This window comes from Butyrivibrio sp. INlla18, from assembly GCF_900103635.1.
Lineage (GTDB): Bacteria > Bacillota > Clostridia > Lachnospirales > Lachnospiraceae > Butyrivibrio.
The window spans coordinates 31159-49307 of the sequence record NZ_FMXK01000018.1; the positions used below are offsets into that span (position 1 = coordinate 31159).

General features: G+C 37.0%; 18 protein-coding genes. 8 read left to right on the forward strand and 10 right to left on the reverse strand.

Features of this window, described 5'->3' with window-relative positions:
* Nucleotides 1–58 precede the first annotated feature (58 nt).
* The gene (locus BLS24_RS12655; RefSeq protein ID WP_091759774.1) at nt 59–238 is read right to left on the reverse strand and encodes a hypothetical protein; all 180 of its coding nucleotides are present in this window, start codon (nt 236–238) and stop codon (nt 59–61) included.
* Between the two features lie 207 nt (nt 239–445).
* Between BLS24_RS12655 and BLS24_RS12660 the strand changes: the two genes are divergently transcribed.
* Nucleotides 446–2590 carry an ATP-dependent helicase gene (locus tag BLS24_RS12660; RefSeq protein WP_091759777.1) on the forward strand — a complete coding sequence of 715 codons (2145 nt, stop codon included), beginning with the start codon at nt 446–448 and terminating at the stop codon, nt 2588–2590.
* 311 nt (nt 2591–2901) lie between these two features.
* Here the strand turns inward: BLS24_RS12660 and BLS24_RS12665 are convergent, their stop codons facing one another.
* Genes BLS24_RS12665 through BLS24_RS12675 form a run of 3 tightly spaced genes read right to left on the reverse strand, consistent with a single transcriptional unit; the run spans nt 2902 to nt 5891 of the window.
* On the reverse strand, nt 2902–3819 hold the full coding sequence (locus BLS24_RS12665) for a magnesium transporter CorA family protein (protein ID WP_091759781.1): 918 nt from the start codon (nt 3817–3819) through the stop codon (nt 2902–2904).
* Between the two features lie 43 nt (nt 3820–3862).
* Nucleotides 3863–4513, reverse strand: coding sequence for a potassium channel family protein (locus tag BLS24_RS12670; protein ID WP_091759784.1), 651 nt, complete (start codon nt 4511–4513; stop codon nt 3863–3865).
* Between the two features lie 10 nt (nt 4514–4523).
* Entirely contained in the window at nt 4524–5891 is a 1368-nt protein-coding gene (locus BLS24_RS12675) for a TrkH family potassium uptake protein (RefSeq protein WP_242872300.1), read from the reverse strand.
* Between the two features lie 360 nt (nt 5892–6251).
* Between BLS24_RS12675 and BLS24_RS12680 the strand changes: the two genes are divergently transcribed.
* From BLS24_RS12680 to BLS24_RS12690, 3 genes are all read left to right on the forward strand, one after another.
* Nucleotides 6252–8663 (forward strand): glycoside hydrolase family 3 protein, encoded by a 2412-nt coding sequence (locus BLS24_RS12680; RefSeq protein ID WP_091759789.1) that lies wholly within the window; start codon nt 6252–6254, stop codon nt 8661–8663.
* 154 nt (nt 8664–8817) lie between these two features.
* Entirely contained in the window at nt 8818–9042 is a 225-nt protein-coding gene (locus BLS24_RS12685; protein WP_091759791.1) for a hypothetical protein, read from the forward strand.
* A gap of 20 nt (nt 9043–9062) precedes the next feature.
* Entirely contained in the window at nt 9063–9452 is a 390-nt protein-coding gene (locus BLS24_RS12690) for a DUF4342 domain-containing protein (protein WP_091759794.1), read from the forward strand.
* Nucleotides 9453–9519: 67 nt separating this feature from the next.
* On the opposite strand, the gene BLS24_RS12695 is transcribed toward BLS24_RS12690, so the two are convergent.
* Nucleotides 9520–10698 carry a cation:proton antiporter gene (locus BLS24_RS12695; RefSeq protein WP_091759799.1) on the reverse strand — a complete coding sequence of 393 codons (1179 nt, stop codon included), beginning with the start codon at nt 10696–10698 and terminating at the stop codon, nt 9520–9522.
* A 167-nt stretch (nt 10699–10865) separates the two neighbouring features.
* Here BLS24_RS12695 and BLS24_RS12700 point away from each other — a divergent pair, with 167 nt between their 5' ends.
* Nucleotides 10866–11633, forward strand: a complete 768-nt coding sequence (locus BLS24_RS12700) for a hypothetical protein (protein ID WP_091759801.1) — start codon at nt 10866–10868, stop codon at nt 11631–11633.
* A 91-nt stretch (nt 11634–11724) separates the two neighbouring features.
* On the opposite strand, the gene BLS24_RS12705 is transcribed toward BLS24_RS12700, so the two are convergent.
* From BLS24_RS12705 to BLS24_RS12725, 5 genes are all read right to left on the reverse strand, one after another.
* Nucleotides 11725–12366, reverse strand: coding sequence for a DUF4867 family protein (locus BLS24_RS12705; protein ID WP_072705451.1), 642 nt, complete (start codon nt 12364–12366; stop codon nt 11725–11727).
* A 109-nt stretch (nt 12367–12475) separates the two neighbouring features.
* Entirely contained in the window at nt 12476–14041 is a 1566-nt protein-coding gene (locus BLS24_RS12710) for a DUF4153 domain-containing protein (RefSeq protein WP_091759805.1), read from the reverse strand.
* A 2-nt stretch (nt 14042–14043) separates the two neighbouring features.
* Complete coding sequence (locus BLS24_RS12715; protein ID WP_071174842.1) at nt 14044–14256, reverse strand: helix-turn-helix domain-containing protein; 213 nt, start codon at nt 14254–14256, stop codon at nt 14044–14046.
* Nucleotides 14257–14272: 16 nt separating this feature from the next.
* Nucleotides 14273–14749, reverse strand: coding sequence for a DUF2975 domain-containing protein (locus BLS24_RS12720; protein ID WP_091759809.1), 477 nt, complete (start codon nt 14747–14749; stop codon nt 14273–14275).
* 225 nt (nt 14750–14974) lie between these two features.
* Nucleotides 14975–15598, reverse strand: coding sequence for a polysaccharide deacetylase family protein (locus BLS24_RS12725; RefSeq protein WP_091759813.1), 624 nt, complete (start codon nt 15596–15598; stop codon nt 14975–14977).
* Nucleotides 15599–15853: 255 nt separating this feature from the next.
* Between BLS24_RS12725 and BLS24_RS12730 the strand changes: the two genes are divergently transcribed.
* The 3 genes from BLS24_RS12730 to BLS24_RS12740 all read left to right on the forward strand — a co-directional run bounded on the left by BLS24_RS12730 (nt 15854) and on the right by BLS24_RS12740 (nt 18108).
* On the forward strand, nt 15854–16519 hold the full coding sequence (locus tag BLS24_RS12730) for a histidine phosphatase family protein (RefSeq protein WP_091759815.1): 666 nt from the start codon (nt 15854–15856) through the stop codon (nt 16517–16519).
* A gap of 19 nt (nt 16520–16538) precedes the next feature.
* The gene (locus BLS24_RS12735; RefSeq protein WP_091759817.1) at nt 16539–17255 is read left to right on the forward strand and encodes a sulfite exporter TauE/SafE family protein; all 717 of its coding nucleotides are present in this window, start codon (nt 16539–16541) and stop codon (nt 17253–17255) included.
* 64 nt (nt 17256–17319) lie between these two features.
* The gene (locus BLS24_RS12740; RefSeq protein ID WP_091759820.1) at nt 17320–18108 is read left to right on the forward strand and encodes an MBL fold metallo-hydrolase; all 789 of its coding nucleotides are present in this window, start codon (nt 17320–17322) and stop codon (nt 18106–18108) included.
* Nucleotides 18109–18149 lie beyond the last annotated feature (41 nt).

Consider the following 18149-nt stretch of genomic DNA (forward strand, 5'->3'; position numbering starts at 1 on the left):
ATTAAATGAGCCGCTTGTTCGTATTGACATCGAACAGGCGGCTTTTTGATATAGGTCTTTAACACAAAAACATTATTGCTATGGATATAGCGATTAAAGTGGTTAGTATTGCTGTTACAGAGATGATTTTCCTTTTTAAAATGCTTGGATCCATATATTTGCCATTACAGTTAACGGCGTCAATAACCTTAGCAGGTTTTTTAACTTTGCTACTGATATCTGTGTGATTAACATCCATCGCAAACACCTCCTTGATGAATAATAATATAAGTTGAGGCAACTCTATTTTATTACTATAACTCACAAATATTTCTTTTTCCTAACTTGGTTATAAATCTTTTATAAAAATTACCAATAATACGCAAAATCCTGTATTACGAAGCTTTTTTTGCTGAGAAAAAGCATATAGACATGAGATGCACTCATAACATAAAATTGTATCGTTATGACTTATTTGACAGATGAAGAGTTTTTTGAAAGATACGGAAATAAATTAAATGATGAACAAAAAATGACAGTAAAGGCTGTTGAAGGTCCGGTACTTCTTTTGGCGGTTCCTGGAAGTGGAAAGACGACAGTTCTAGTAAACAGATTGGGCTATATGCTCTTTGTAAGTGGAATTGCACCGGATAATATACTAACTCTTACGTATACAGTTGCAGCAACAAAGGACATGAAAAACCGCTTCGTAGATATATTTGGTAACGAAGGAGCAACTAACTTAGAGTTTAGAACTATCAATGGAATTTGCGCTAAGATAATAAGCCATTATGGGCGGCTTATTGGTAAGAAATCATTTGATCTTTTAACGGATGATAAAGTTTCAGGCAAGATTCTAACAGATATTTACCTAGATGCAATGCAAGAGTATCCCACAGAGAGTGATATCAAAAATATCCGGACTCTGATAACTTACTGTAAAAACATGCTTCTTACAGAAAAAGAAATAACAGAGATTGGCAAGGATCAAGGGATAGAGCTTTTTAAGATTTATGCGGCGTACAATTCAGAGTTAAAGAATCGTAGCCTTATGGATTATGATGATCAGATGATATATGCATATAGGATGCTTAAGGGTTCCAAGGAACTTTTGGATCATTACAGAGATCAGTACAGATATATATGTGTTGATGAAGCGCAGGATACTTCCAAGATACAGCACATGATCATATCTCTTTTAGCGGGGAGAGATGGCAATCTTTTCATGGTAGGAGATGAAGATCAGAGCATATATGGTTTTAGAGCAGCTTATCCTGATGCGTTACTGAACTTTGAAAAGGATCATCCAGGAGCAAGAGTTCTTGTAATGGACAAAAATTACAGATCTAACGCTAGAATTGTGGAAATGGCAGATAAGTTCATCCAAAAGAATTTTAATCGCCATGATAAGCATATGAATGCTACAAGAGAAGCGGGCGAAGCAATCAGGTTTGATGTACTTAAGAGTAGAGAGTCGCAATATGATTATCTCTATAAGATGGCTTCCACGGTAAAAGAGCAAACGGCAGTCTTGTACAGGGATAATGAGTCTGTTTTACCACTTGTTGATATCCTTGAAAGAGGTGAAGTTCCGTATAGGATTAAAAGCGCGGATATGAGCTTCTTTTCTCATAGAGTGGTAGTAGATGTGACAAATATCTTGAGTTTTGCATTAAGTCCTATGGACCCGGAACTTTTTATGAAGGTGTTTTATAAGTTCCAGACCTATCTTAGCAAGGCTGATGCTGAGAAAATGTGTTATATAGCCGATTATAAGCACATTGGGATTCTTGATGCAGTAGAGGAACTTGAAATAAACAAAAGAATTTTAGGAAATGTTAGAGATCTGCGGATTAACTTCAGAAATATGGCATTGGAGAACCCTGTTAAAGCTATAAGTCGCATAGAAAAAATGGGATATGGAGATTATCTAAAGAGCAACAATATTGACGATAATAAGCTCTTTATCTTAAAAATGCTTGCCAAGAATGAGACCACGATAGCCGCATTTCTAGACAGACTTGTTCAGTTAAGGAACATTCTTGCTAACAAGGAAGAAGATTACACGTCCAAATTTATCTTATCTACGATTCACTCGAGTAAAGGGCTTGAATATGAGAATGTGGTTCTTATGGATGTTGTTAATGGTGTTTTTCCAAGCAAAATCATTAAATCCTTCAAGACAGCAACTGTACAAGAAAAACGAGATTATGAGGAGGAGCGCAGAATCTTTTACGTTGGAATGACTAGAGCAAAAGATACGCTTACTATCCTTAAATATAGTGATAAGCCGTCTATTTTTGTTGGAGAACTATGTAAAAAAGAGGACATGCCACTAGCAAAGAGTAAAGTAAAAGCAAAGCCTGGCGCTATTTCTTCGTATAAAAAGAAATCGCAGGCAAAGACTTCCAGCGAGAATGTTCCTGAAATCCTTAAGCTTGGTGACAAAGTTAATCAATCCAAGTATGGAGAGGGCGTAATTACTGATGTGACTCTTGATGACGACGAGATACCAACGAAGTTTGTGGTTAGATTTAATGATGGGACGGAAAAAATATTTATGTTTCCATTTGCATTCATTACAGGAATGACTATTATTAAGCAAAGATAGTCATTGATAGAAAAAAGAAAAGGTTCAGTTCCAAATAGGGAATTGAACCTTTCATAATTACTTCTTTTCAGCTTTTTCTTCTTCCATTTTCTTTATAAGTTTATCTATCTCAGCCTGAGACAGCATAACATTATCATTATTTGTTTCAGCCATATTCTCACCTCTATAAAAAAATCATTTGAGATATTTATAACATAATGAGTAAGTGAAATAAATAACAAAAGTAAAAAAATCTAGAATAAATGAAATAAAACTACAAACTGAAATCGGTTTCAATGAAGCGATTTTATTTCTTGAATTATATGGTCAAATTACAGTATTTTTTTGATCTTAAAGAAGATAAGACTTCCTACTACGATTAATACGCTAAGGAGTATTACAACAGGATATCCCATTCTTGACTCGAGTTCAGGCATATACTTGAAATTCATTCCATACCATCCAACAATCAGTGTAAGTGGCATGAAGATTGTTGTAACCACGGTAAGGACAGTCATTATCCTGTTTTGCTTAACATCAAGCTGTGATTGATATAGGTCATTTAACTGGATGGTGTAATCTCTTATGTGAGTTGCAGCTTCGTACAGTCTTTCAACTCTACTTGAAAACATCCTGAAGTATCTGAGGTTTTCTTCATTAAAAAAGCCGTTTTCGTTTTCTTCTAGCTCCTGACCAAGGTCAAGGAGCTGCTCATAATGAGTTCTAAGATCTCGTATATCGCTACGAATGTCATTGTTTCGGCTCATATCTGCAGCTTCTGTATCTGTCATTATCTCTTTTTCCAGATTATCAAGCTCCATCTCATAGCGCTGCATTGTAGAGAGGTCGTCATGTATGATAAGTTCCAAAAAGTCATAGAAAAATCTTTCAAGAGAAGGCTTTTTCCATTTTTTGAATCTTTGAATGCGCTTAACGATATTCTCTACAGTATTTCCGTTATCGATGAACACAATACCAGTCTCATCAAGTGCATATGAAAACTTTTGAGGTTCATCTGTATGGGATGATTGTATCGGAATACAGAAGGTTCCGGTTAGGGAGTCATAGTTAACTTCTGCTTTAGTAGTGAAGATTTCCTCATTGCTTATATCAAAGTCAAGTCCCATATCAAAGTTTTCACTTTGTTCTGCCCATTGTGCAGGAGTCAAGATAGCAACATATGGGGCAGCGGCATCATGACACTGTTCTGCGCTACATTCTTCTAAAGTATTATTGATCAGAAAATACATATTTTACCTCCATATGCGTTAAAATCTATGATAACAAGAATCATCAGTTTTTATTGATCTTGTTTAGCTCACTAGTTTCTATGATAACAAGTAATGTAGTGTCTTTACTAAGTTTTCTTTGAGGATCAATGAATCCCCAAGGAGTCTGGCTATCTTTAACTGCAACTACGTTTAATTTGTATTTTTTTCTGAGCTCTAATTCAATAAGATTTTTACCGATCCAATTCTCTCTAGGTTTGATCTCTACTAAAGAAAGAGTATCGTCAAGCTGGAAGTAATCCATAAATGTGTCAGAGAGCAGGATTCGAGCTGATTGATTTCCGCCAAAATCCTCAGGAATTATGATCTTGTCTGCTCCCACCTTCTTTAGTATTGAAGACATTCTTTCTGAAGAACTTTTAGCCACAACAAGAGGAACTCCAAGTTCTTTTGCTACGGCTACTACCATGATACTTGCTGACATGTTTCGTCCCATGGCACATACTACAATGTCCATGTTTTTTAGATCTAATGCCTTGATCTCTTCTTCGTTTTCTAGATCAGCAACCACAGCAACTGTGCAAAAGCCAGCCATTTCCTTTATGGTATCTTCATCTTTATCAGCAACAAGGACATCTGCCCCCATGTCATAGAGGCTCTTTGCCAAGCTGATGCCATATCTTCCAAGGCCTAAAACTGCAACTGATTTTTTCATTTTTTCTCCTTTATCCTACATAAAATTCGCCTTCAGCGAATTTGCATGAATTCTTATTAGGCTTACGATTAGCAAAAAATATTGCCATTGATATTGGTCCAATCCTTCCTAGATACATTGCTATGATAATTATAATACGACCAGCAAGATTAAGGGTTGGAGTTACATCTCTTGTGAGTCCCACAGTGGCAGAAGCACTTATTACTTCGAAAAGTGAATCTACTACCGTGATCGCGGGATTGGTTGCCAGTAATATTAGAGTAAGGATGATTACAGTAAAAGAGCTAACCGCTAGTATGACAGAAGCTTTTCTCATTAGATCTTCGGTTACTCTTTTGTGAAAAACCAGATTCTTTTCATCTCCATTTATGTAGTTGATTATATTGATGGCTGCTAGGAAGAAGGTGACAGTTTTTATACCACCTGCAGTACCTACTGGTGATCCGCCTATAAACATAAGAACATAGGATATCACGCAGGATATGTCAGTCAGTCCTTTTTGCGAAAAGCTTGCAAATCCAGCGGTTCTAAGAGTTATAGACTGAAAAAAACTGTTTAGGATCTTGTCGGAAAGTGACATGGTTCCTATTGTTGCTGGATTGTTATACTCGGCAAAGAAAATGATCAAGGCACCCAAGAATATCAGCGAAAGAGTCATCGTAAGGACTAACTTGGTATGCTCTGTGAAGCGCTTTATTATTGTTAATGGTGAATATCTTTTCTTGATACCATTTTTAATTCCGGACATCAGGTCAAACCAAACTACGTAGCCCAGACCACCAAGCACAATAAGTGTCATGGTGATCAAAAGAACTGCTGGATCTGAGTGAAATTGTCCCATACTCGTTGGACCTATGATATCCATTCCTGCGTTACAAAAGGCAGATACTGAATTAAATATTGATGCCCATATTCCTTTTGCAGGACCTAAAAGTGGTACTAGACGAATTGAATAGAGTATAGCGCCAAGAAGCTCTACGATGATTGTTCCTCGAATGATCCTGACAAGTTTTCCAAGGATACCAGATCGGGTATTAAGATTTAATGCGTCCTTAAGCATCATTCTTTCGCCCATAGTGAATTTCTTTTGGGATACTAGTAAAAATGTTGATGTGACGGTTATTATTCCAAGTCCGCCAATTTGAGCCATGACCAGGATAACTGCTTGACCAAAGGTGCTCCAGTGATTAAATGTATCTGTAACTACGAGGCCTGTAACACAGACTGATGTGGTCGCGGTGAAAAGAGCTGTGATCAAGTCAGTAGTTTCACCGGCTGCAGTAGATATAGGAAGTAAAAGGAGTATTGTTCCTACAACAATTGCTCCTAGGAAGCTTAGTGGTATTAAATGTTCAGATGAAAAATTCCACTTTTTCAATGATACTCCTCCAAATAAATTCATTAACAGTAATAATATAATAATACAGCCCTCAAAAAGCAATAAATATTGTATTTGTGGTAATTGCAGGAGTTATTTTGCTGATGCATAGAAATAAAACAGGCAGGTCATTTGACCTGCCTGTTTTGATCCCTCAAGAAACCACATCCACATTTTTATGCTTCGGTAAAGCTACGCTACCATCGCTAAAATGCATATTCCGATTTTCATAAAGAGATTATACCTTATATGTATGATTGAATGCCTAAAAAAAATAAGAAAAATTTATAACTAATTTATAAACTAAATGGTAGTATATAGAGTGATTTATTTATTTTGGAAGTATGAAAGGGAAATCTTATGAAAAAATGGGTCAGAGCAAATTATCAGCCAGCTATGCCACTTTACGGTGATACAAGGGTTACAGCAGGCGCTGAGCATATTGAGTTGTCAAAAAACGCTGCTCTTGAAGGAATGGTACTTTTGAAGAACGAAAATGGTGTTTTGCCATTATCAAAAGGCAAGAAGATAGCTCTTTTTGGAAAAGGAACCTTTGATTATGTAAAAGGTGGTGGCGGTAGTGGTGATGTTTACACCAAATATATTCATAACATCTATGATGGATTTAAGATTCTTGGAGTAGATGTATATGAGCCAGTCTGCGATTTTTATAAGGAAAATGTGGAAGATCAGTATAAAAATGGTTCAGCACCCGGAATGACAACTGAGCCAGTCATAGGGGATGAGCTCATAAAGGGGGCTAAAGCATATACAGACACAGCAATAATTAGCATCAGCAGATTTTCTGGTGAGGGCTGGGATCGTTCAGATGTAGAGTATGACGGAGAATATAATCCTTGGGGCAATGAGGTAAGCATGCCCAAAACAGCAGGAAAAATATTCCCTGAAGGAGATTTTTATCTTACAGAAAACGAAAAAAAGCTGATTAATGCGGTAAAAGAAGCCTTTGCAAATACAATAATTGTGTTAAATACAGGCGGTATTGTAGATACAAAGTGGATAAAGAACGACACTGCTATAGAAGCAGCTCTTTTAGCTTGGCAAGGTGGAATGGAAGGCGGATTAGCTGCTGCTGAGCTTCTTATGGGATATGGTAATCCATCAGGTAAGCTCCCGGACACATTTGCTGCAGATGTAGACGACTATCCATCAACAGCAGGGTTCCATGAGTCTCCAGAGTATGTTGATTATACAGAGGACATCTATGTGGGTTATAGATATTTTGAAACCCTTTCTGGTGCAAAAGATAAGGTAGTATATCCATTTGGCTATGGACTTTCTTATACAAATTTTGAAAAAGAGATTGTTAAAGTAAAAGAAAATGGTGTGGACATCATTTTTACTGTTAATGTTACAAATACTGGAAAAGTTAGTGGCAAAGAAGTTGTATCCATTTATCTTTCAGCACCACAGGGTAAGCTTGGAAAAGCGGCAAAAGTATTAGTCTCTTTTGAAAAGAGCCGACTTTTAAGAGCTGGAGAATCACAGGTAATGGAGCTTTCGGTTAATAAATATCAGTTAGCTTCATATGATGATCTTGGAAAGGTAGAGAAATCTTCTTACGTTATTGAAAAGGGAGAATATAAGTTTTTCCTTGGCGGAAGTGTAGCCGAGGCCGTGGAGATTGACTATACATATTCACAGGATGAAGATCAGGTATATGAGAAACTTTCTGAGAAGCTCAATCCAGTTTCATTAAAGAAAAGACTTCTTGCTGACGGAACTTATGAGGAACTTCCTACAGGCCCAGCTAGAGACAAGGATGAATGCATTTTTGAAAAGATGGTGCCAGGAACAGAAGAGGCAATGGTCCCAGCGGAAAAGGGAAGAGCAATGTATCTTCTCATGAATCCATATAAAGAAGGAGTTAAGCCTCTTATAGATGTATATAATGGCAAAATGTCTGTTGATGAATTTGTTGAGCAGCTTGATGATGATGACCTTATAGATATTCTTGGTGGTCAGCCTAATAGAGGTGTTGCTAATACATGGGGAATGGGCAATAAGCCTGAATATGGCATTCCAAATGTTATGACTGCAGATGGACCTGCAGGTGTGAGAATCAGCCCGGAATGCGGTGTTGCGACAACAGCATGGCCATGTGCAACCCTTCTTGCTTCTACATGGAATAAAGAGCTGCTGTATGAAGTTGGTGTTGCAGGTGGAGAAGAACTCAAAGAAAACAACCTTCAGATATGGCTTACACCAGCTGTAAATATTCACAGAAGCCCACTTTGTGGCCGTAACTTTGAATATTATTCAGAAGATCCTTATTTGGCAGGAAAACTGGCGGCACAGATGGTTAGAGGTATTCAGTCAAACAATGTAGCATGTAGCGTAAAGCATTTTGCTGCAAATAATAAAGAAACCAACAGAAAACACAGTGATTCAAGAGTTTCAGAGCGTGCGCTTAGAGAAATATACCTTAAGGTATTTGAAATCATCGTTAAGGAAGCTGATCCATGGACAATCATGTCATCATACAATGTAATAAATGGACAGAGAGCGTCAGAGTCAAAAGATCTTTTAACCGGAATTCTTCGAGATGAATGGGGATTCAAAGGCATGGTAACAAGTGACTGGTGGAATAGATCAGAGCAGTATAAAGAGATCTTGGCCGGTAATGATGTTAAGATGGCAAATGGATACCCAGAAAGAGTAAAAAAAGCTATGGAAATGGGAGCTATTACAAGAGAAGACCTAAAAAGGTGTGCTAAGCGTGTGGTTGAGATGATTCTTAAGCTGGATTGATACATTGCAAATAGAACAATCATATCTCGCAACAAAATCGAAATATGGCATATAACTTTTCTGTTATGAATATATATTTATGAAGTCCTATTAGATACAATATTTTCAACAACAGATAACATTGGTTTTTATTTTAGAAAGGATGGTGAGGATCATGTTATCAATGCTGTTTATCATATTTTTCCTTATGATCTTTGGAAGAATGCTTGGCTTCGCAATTAAAGCTACTTGGAGCATCATGAAAGTTTTGGTGTTTCTAGTATTTCTGCCACTGATATTGATAGGTTTGTTGGTGGGTGGATTAATTTACATCGCATTCCCAATTCTTATCTTGGTTGGAATTATAAGTTTAATTGCAAAAGTTGTAGTTGCTAGTTGATTTGAAAGGAGAATACAAATATGGAAATCACATTAGAAGCTGTTGAAAAGGTAATGGATCAGACAGGTGTTGAATTCAAGGTTGCAAAAGAAGCGCTTCAGAAAACTAATGGCGATGTTGACGCAGCAATCAAGCTTATTCAGCCAGATATGAAAGATATAGGAGAAGATACAAAGGCTATCATTGATAGACTTAAGAAAAAGGTTGAAGAAGGCAATGTCGATAGGATTCAGATCAAGAAGGACAACGAAGTGGTATTCAGCGTTCCTGTAAATGTAGGAGTTGTTGGTGGAATCCTTGGATTTGCCGCAGCACCATGGGCGCTTATTGCAGGCGCTGCAGCTGCATTCGGACTTGGTTGTAAGCTTGAAGTTGTAAAAAAAGATGGAACTACGGACGAAGTAAAGTAACCGCTAAAGGAAAATATGAAAAAACAGGTCAGATGGTTTAAAATGTCTGACCTGTTTTTTTTCAAGATTATTGTCTTTTTTCGTCAGCAGAGTAAATTGCTTTAAGAACAATTGGCGTCAAAATAGAGCTAACTACGATCAAAAGAATTACCGAAGTAAAATATTTACTATCGATGATCTCGGCCTTAAGCCCCCTTTGAGCAACGATTAGTGCAACTTCACCTCTTGTCATCATTCCAACGCCAATCTTAAGTGCGTCAGAGTTATTGTACTTTAAGAGTTTGGCAACTAATCCGCACCCAATTACTTTTCCCAAAAGACCGACCAAAACAAAAGCCACGGAAAAAGCTAAAATTGAAAGATCTACGGTTCTAAGGTTGGTCTGTAGTCCGACACTTGCAAAGAAAATAGGGCCAAATATCATATATGAACTAATATCCATTTTTCTGTCGATATAAGCAGAATCGTCAAGAGAACTTAGTATAATACCAGCAACATAAGCACCGGTGATATCGGCAACTCCAAAATATTTGTCAGCAACATATGCAAGAACAAAAGCCAGTGCCATTCCTATAATTGGAATTCTACGAGTATGAGGCCATCTGCGAACAAAACGTTGCATGATCTTAAAGATAATAACACCGGCAACAAGTGAAAGTGCAAAGAACGCTACAGTTTTGATGCACACAGCACCAAGATCAGCATTTGGGTCCTTAAGACCAAGAACAGCGGTAAGCACAACGATACCGATTACATCATCGATAATAGCTGCACTCATTATTGTCGTACCTACATCAGTTGATATCTTGCCGAGCTCCTTAAGGGCCGAAACAGTGATGCTAACAGAAGTAGCAGTAAGAATAGTTCCAATAAATACAGCTTCCACAAATGTAGAAGTTCCAGGAGCAGAAAATCCATAAAAGCACATATACATAATTGTTCCGAGAATCAGAGGAAAAGAAACTCCAGCAATAGCAAGTGCTGTAGCCTTTAAGCCAGATTTCTTGAGGTTGTCGATATTGGTTTCAAGACCAGCGCTGAACATTAGGAGTATTACACCAATTTCAGCCATTCCTGACCAAAAATCATTGTCAACAACTATATTAAAAAGAGAGGGTCCAATAAGTAGACCTGCGATAATTTCTCCAGCTACTTGTGGAGCCTTGAGTTTACGGGCAATAAGACCAAATAGCTTAGCGCTTATAACAATGATAGCCAGATTTCTTAATATTTCTAATGTATCCATTTTATAAACCCTTCCGAATCTAAGTAATTTAATGCAACGCACTAAATTATACTTCCGACTATTATCAATAACAAGCGGCAAAATGCAACTTTATTTTCATAAGAAATGTGTTATAACTGTAGGGTATGCCCAAAGGCATTTTATTTAACAGGAAGGGAGTTCATATTATGAAAAAAATTGTTGTATTAGCACTTACTGGTCTAATGATCATGAGCTCAATGGGATGCGCATCAGATAATAAAGAAAAGGAAGCAGACATAGAATTTGAATCGATAGAAGCTAATACGCAAATATCTTTTGATGATGATTTTACAGACGGATCTACTGAATTTGCTACAGGATCTTCTACAGAAGAATTGACAAATGAAGGGAAGAAAGCTTCCAAAGAAGGCAATGAATTATTTCAACAATTCCTCAATGATGAACTTACAGTTAATGGAAGTAAATTTACTGAGATATTTGCTGAAGGAATAGATTTTGATGGGATTCCTAGGGCATATTACATTGATCTTGACGAGGATGGAGAAGATGAACTTCTTGTAGATGGCTTCTACTATGGTTGGGAAATATATGACATTATTGATGGCGAGGTCAAGCATATTGATGGAGGCTGCGGAACAGCAGATAATGTTAGTATCAAAAAGGGAAATGGGCATTATTACGTAGCACATACAGACTTCATGCATTCAGGAAGAAAGTTCATGGAGCTTGTAAGGTTTGATGAAAAAGGCGAAGTAATTGAAACCATCTACATTATTGCAATCTATGAAGGACAGGATGACTATGACGAAAACAGTACCTTCTATTATTACGAAGGCGATATAGAGAATGCCTATGATGACGCTAATCTCATAACAATGAAGCAGTATGATGATTACATGGATAGTTATGTTTCTCTAGAAGAATCGGAATATAAATCAGCTTGGGAAGAATAAAAAAGTCATATAAATAGGATACGCCTCGAAGAGCAGTGCTCCTCGGGGCGTATTTATTAGGATTATAATTGGTTGTTTTTGATAAAAGAAATTAGATATCAGCTGCTATGTCGATGTTCTCGCCTGTGATTCCAATCCATGCGCCGTTCTTGGCTTCTGATGATTCAGCATGAGCAAGGAGCCACTTATTTGTAGCTGTCATAAGCTTGTCTTCCTGATTTGCGGGTGTGAAGCTAGGCATTCCTACGTTTGTGCCTTTTGGCAAACCAACAAGAACCTGGAAGCCTGAATCTTTGCTAGCCTGACATGGAGCATAATGAAGCGCTGTAGCGTAAACTTCGATCATTGTTCCTTTAGGGCAAAGGAAAGCCTTAACCTTACTGGAATCAATCTTGTGGTCTACAATCTCTTCTCTTTTTGCAAGAAGAAGGATGAAGTCTGTAGCACCAAGGTTGATCTCACTTGAACGATGATATTCAAGGCAGTTAAGTTTCGTGTTGTGACCATTGCACCATCCAAACTGCATTGGTGAGCCGCCAAAAAGAGAGTTAGCGATTCTGTCAGCTGCTGGAAGCTCCTGAAGAACCTTTTCCTCAGCTACATAGTCTGTTCCCTCCGGGATTGGAGTTTTATCTCTTAATGCTTCTTCAATCTGCTTTTTTTCTTCTTCGTAGCCTTCAATGATTCTTCCATAGTTTGTAAACTCTGGATCTGTTACTTTTAATATTTTCATTTTGCCCTCCTATAATAGTCAAAATACATTCTCTGATCTTAATGATACATCTTATAGATGATCATTTCTTATCATTATGTAGCGAAAACAGTTCAAATATTGCTGAGAGTTATTTCAAATATTGCTCGGCTATATAGTAGGATATATTAAATCTTCTAAATCCAAAGCATTTTTTGCTATCTATGTAAATCTCTGAGTCCCTAGAATAATGAGCAGTTTTAAAGGCAGTCATTAGTTCTTCATTATCTGCAATTGCAGGAACAGCATCATAAGATAGATTGTAGCAAATGTAACTTTTGACGGAGTCGTAATCATCAATCTGTTCTTCTGCAGCAGCAAGATCATAGCGGGCAATCTGATAATCTGGATTGCTATAAATGAAGGCTAAAAATGCGAGGGTGATCGCTACCATGCAAGCTCTGAATACAGGAAAGTTCTTGACGTACATGCTTGCAATAAGAAACGCGAGCCAAAAGCATAAAACTACGAGGAACCATAAAACAAAGAGTCTAAGGAATGTTAAATGATATACTTCAACGTAAAGGATCATTCTCATGGCAGATGAAGCGATCATTATATATGTGCAGGTTGCAATTAAGGTCAAAAGAATCTTCAACACCTTGGATTTGCTGAAGAATGCCTGGCAGATTGAGACCATTATAATGTTTAAGATACATACTGCAAGAAGCTGGTAAAAGCCTTCGTGGGCATATTCTGCGTATGTATATCCCTCGGGAAGAGCTATGCTTCCGCTAAAGAGATAGAGAAGCTGAATGGCGCAAAATAAAATATAAACAAGTCCTATAATGCTAGTAAATGTGATAGCTATTACTGGATTTGTTGTACCTTCACCTTTAACTTTGATTCTAAGCTCTTTTAAAACCATGGAAGTAATAATGGTATATGCGCTCCAAAATCCCAAAAGGGCTGTCAGAAACATCATGATTTCGTGATATACGTCTTCAGATATATCAAAGTCAAACTTAATGCTTGAAAGGAAGTTTTCAAAAACAAGGTCAGCAGAGCACAGTAGTGGAATAATAATTATCAAAAGTGGAATGGCGATAGCAATACCAAGGAGCACTGCTGTAATTGTTTTTTTCTTTTCTGCATTGACGATCTTTCCATTAGAATTTTTGTAAGCCCTATGATCTGAAATAGGGCGAACAAGATGCTCAAGGGGCTTGATAACAGTACATAACAAACTTAAGAACCACGCACCAATGTCAAAGCCTGTCGTATCAACATATAGATAAACGATAAAGCTAAAGAACAAAAGAATAATAGCAAGTCTTTCTAAAAATTCGAGAGCAGAGCTGGTTGTCATGCATCTGTGTGTAGAAAGAAGCATCAAAGAAACAACATAAAATACTCCTAAACCTTTTTTACCATGGCAATCTGCTAATAATGAAAATCCATCTTTAGCTCTAAACAGCTTGAGAATGATAAGAGCTCCAGCCATAAATATAGGATATGTAATGCTCGCGTGATTATTGTACAAGCAAAATCCGTATACTAAGCCAAATACAAGAGATAATAATCCGTACTTTTTAAAATGCTCAGCATTTCCTGTAGGTACAGATGTAGGTGGCATAGGTGTAACGTTGTTGAATTGAGGTGCCTGTGCACTAGAACCATTATTGTACTGTGGCATTTGATTATTGTTGGTTTCCATACTTATTCCTCCTGATCATCAACATATTCTAGGATATCTCCCGGTTGACAATCCAAAGCTTTACATATTGCATCAAGGGTCTCTAAACGAACCGCTTTTGCTTTGTTGTTTTTTAAAATAGATAGATTAGCCAAGGTAATTCCTACTTTACCGGCTAGCTCCGTCAGTCCTATTTTCCGTTTTGCCATCATGACATCTAAATTTATCACTATCATATTTCTACCTACTCCATTAAATGGTCAAATCATTTTCCTGTTTGTATCTCACAGCCTTATCAAATACTCTTGCCAGAACCTTGCTAAATAGCCCTGCGAAAAGAAATACTCCTGCAATTACAAAGGCTGAAGGTGTGAAATAAACAAAGCATCTAAGTAGCTTTACTACAGTTACTACAAATGCGTAGGTACCCATACGATATAAGCTTTTTACATTAGCATCAACGAAGCAGTCATCATCTATAACAGTCTTCATCATCTTGCGGAGCTCATACAAGATCATAAGTGTTGCGATTCCAACAAGCATTATTGAAACAACTGCATACCAATAGTGGTCGTTGATTGCGGCATATTCCGTTGTTTCCCCCAACACTTGTAACGCAAGCTGTACGGCGTGCTTTAACAGAATAGGAATGGCGATAACTGCCACAAGGCCAATATAAAAACAAAAATCTAAGATGGCTTTAACGAAATTATTTAGTTTGCTATCCATGTTAACCTCCAAGTACTTGTATATTGTCTTTATAACATGGATTTTTTTGATTTGCAATATAAATTTATTGTAATTCAATAAATATTTTTTGAATTACAAAAAGAACCATAAAAAAATGAAACACCTTTTGGTGTTTCATTAAGCATAATTGAAAAGACATTTATTTGTTATGTTGTCATCGAGAAGATAGCGATGTTTAATCTATCAATTCTAGAAAGATAAGTTTTATTGGTCGGTATATGAATAAACCTCTTTTTTGGCGTTACTATAATTTATTCCCGCACGCTTAAACAGTTCAGTGATCGTCACAAATTCGTATCCCTGCCTTTTAAGCTCCGGGATAATAGTATCCAAGGCTTCAACAGTAGCGTCATTACCTTCTAGATCGTGAAGCAGTACTACAGCACCATCTTTTGCGCCTTCAATAGCTTTTTTGGCGCGCTCTGCAGCTCCAACTTCAGGAACCCAATCATCGCAGCCATAGCCACTTATAAAGATAAGTGGAATTGATTCCATCATTAGATCATTTACATAGATGTAAGGTGGTCTAAAAAAGGTTGGTTCCTTACCTGAAATGGCAACTATTCTTCTGGTTGTTTCATCTATTTCAGCTTTTATTGTATCAGCGTCAAAGATTCTCATGTCAGAGTGAGTAAGAGAGTGGTTTTGTATATCACATCCGTAATCAAGTTCCTCTTTTACGATATCTTCTCTTCCAGGAATATAATCGCCAATAAGAAAAAAGCTTCCTATAACGTCATATTTCTTGAGTTTATCAAGAACTTTTCTTGTTGTTGTGTCAGATGGACCATCATCAAAAGTAAGTGCAATGTATTTTTTATCGCTCATGGTCAAAAAGCCTCCTTACGTCGAGTTATATAAACTATATAACTGTATTAAGACAAAATCTACTTAAAAAAGCATCTTCATTTATCAAAAAATGGCAATGTCCAGGGAGCCTTTCTTGCTATACAGAATATGAAAAGCTGTTTCTCCGCTTAAAATCTTGAATACGTGGTATGCAACTTATATAATGCTAGAAGAATAGTCAATATTATAAGTAATCAGGCTGCGGCTTTTGTGTAACATCAGGAGGATAGACATATGAGAATAGTATTTGTAAGACACGGGGAACCCAACTATGAAAAGAACTGCTTGACCGAAACAGGTATTGTTCAGGCTAAGCTTGCTGCTGATAGGCTAAAGGAAGAAGGAATAGAAGAAATATGGTCATCTCCTTACGGAAGAGCAATGGAAACCGCAGAAGCTACCGCTAAAGTCTTAGGACTACCAATTAAGACACTTGATTTTATGAAAGAGCTCGATTGGGGCGGAATAAATGACGTTCCAATCTTTTCAGATGGACATCCTTGGGATATAGCCGATGAAATGGCAAAACGTGGAATGGATCTAAATGATGATAATTGGGAAAAGAATGAGTTTTTTGCTCAAAACAGGGTTGTAAATTCAGTTCATCAAGTAGAAAAAGGCATTGATGAATGGCTTTCAGAACTAGGATATGATAGACGCGGCCTTTATTACGATCATAAAATTGCTGAGGATGAACACAAAACAGTGGCACTATTTAGTCACGGAGGATCGTCAAGTGCTGCACTTGCGCATATTTTGAACCTTTCATTTCCTTATATGTGCTCTCTTTTACACACAGATTTCACAGGCATTACAATAGTGCGTATGGATAAAAAACTCGGTATCGGATCGATGCCATGTCTTGAGATCGCAAGTGATTCAAGACACATTCAGAAATGATCAACGATAGGATAAATAAATGCTTACATGGATAATTGCTACAATAGCTGCATTTTTTATTAAAGGACTTTGCGGCTTTGCCAATACCTTAGTTTTCAACAGTATTTTGGCTTTTGGAAATAATAATATCAATGTTTCACCAGTTGAATTGCTGCTCGGTTACCCTACAAATATCATAATGACTATACGGGAACGTAGATCAATCAAAAAAGCCGTATTCATCCCTACGGCATTATTGGTGATTGCTGGTAGTATTCCTGGAGTTTTTTTACTAAAAAATTTAGATGCGGTCATCGTTAAGATCATTTTCGGAGTTGTTGTCGTGCTGATTGGCCTAGAAATGCTTATAAGAGAATACTCCAATAAGAAAACAAAAGGGTCAAAAGCACTTCTGACTGCTATTGGATTATTATCTGGCCTTTTGTGCGGGCTTTATGGAATAGGTGCATTACTTGGAGCTTATATCAGCCGCGTGTCAGATGATACAAAAGAATTCAAAGCCAACATATGCGCAGTTTTCATCGTGGAAAATACTTTTAGGATTGTTTTATATGCGTTGACCGGCATAATAACCTTGGAAGTGATAAAAAAAGTCATTATCCTTGTTCCATTTATGGCATTAGGATTGTTTTCAGGAATAAAATTGAGTAGTATTTTAGATGATAAAGTAATCAAAAAAATAGTAATTGTCATGCTGATCATTTCAGGGATAGCCTTGATCATCAACAATTTATAACAATTATTTAAAAACAAGCGTTATCCCAAGTTTTTTCACGCTAAAAGAAATGGGGGTCATATCTATGTTTGAAGACAAGGAACTATATGTTAAAGAATTGAAGCCATACCTTTATCTTCTGGATGAGAACCACGAGGCAAGCGCATTTGTAGTAATTGGGGAAAAGAAAGCGTGCCTCATTGACACGATGATGGGGTATCATGATTACAAGAAAGTCATCAGTGAAATCACTGATAAGCCTGTAATGGTCATTAATACTCATGGTCATCCCGATCATATCTACGGAAACATCTTCTTTGACGAAGCATATATCAATCCAAAAGACATACCAATGACAGAAATATTTATAAATGACCCTGCCTTTGCTGAACCTTGCAAGGCAATGGGCATATCAATGCCTCCATTTAAAGAAATAAAAGGCGGAGACATTGTTGATCTTGGAGGAAAAACTCTTGAAATCTATGATCTTCCAGGCCATACATATGGTGGAATACTTCTTTTGCTAAAAGAAGATAGGATCCTTTTTACCGGAGATTCTATCAATCATCATTTATGGATGCAAACACCTGGCGGGGTATCTCTTACAGACTGTGTAAAATCCATTGATAACGTACTTTTCCTAGAAAAAGAAGCTGATCTGATCTTACACGGACATGCAAGAGATTATGATGACATCTCACTTATGAGATGTGTAAGAGATGGAATACAAGAGATCATCGATGGTAAAACTCAAAATGATAAACCATATGAATGGTTCGGAGGAGTGTGCAAGCAACATGCATTTACGGTATTAGAAGGCAAGCATTATCAACAAGATGACCATGTGATCGTGTATCAAGAAAATAATATTTAAAAATTTAGGCCGGCTTTTGAATAAAAGTCGGTCTATTTATT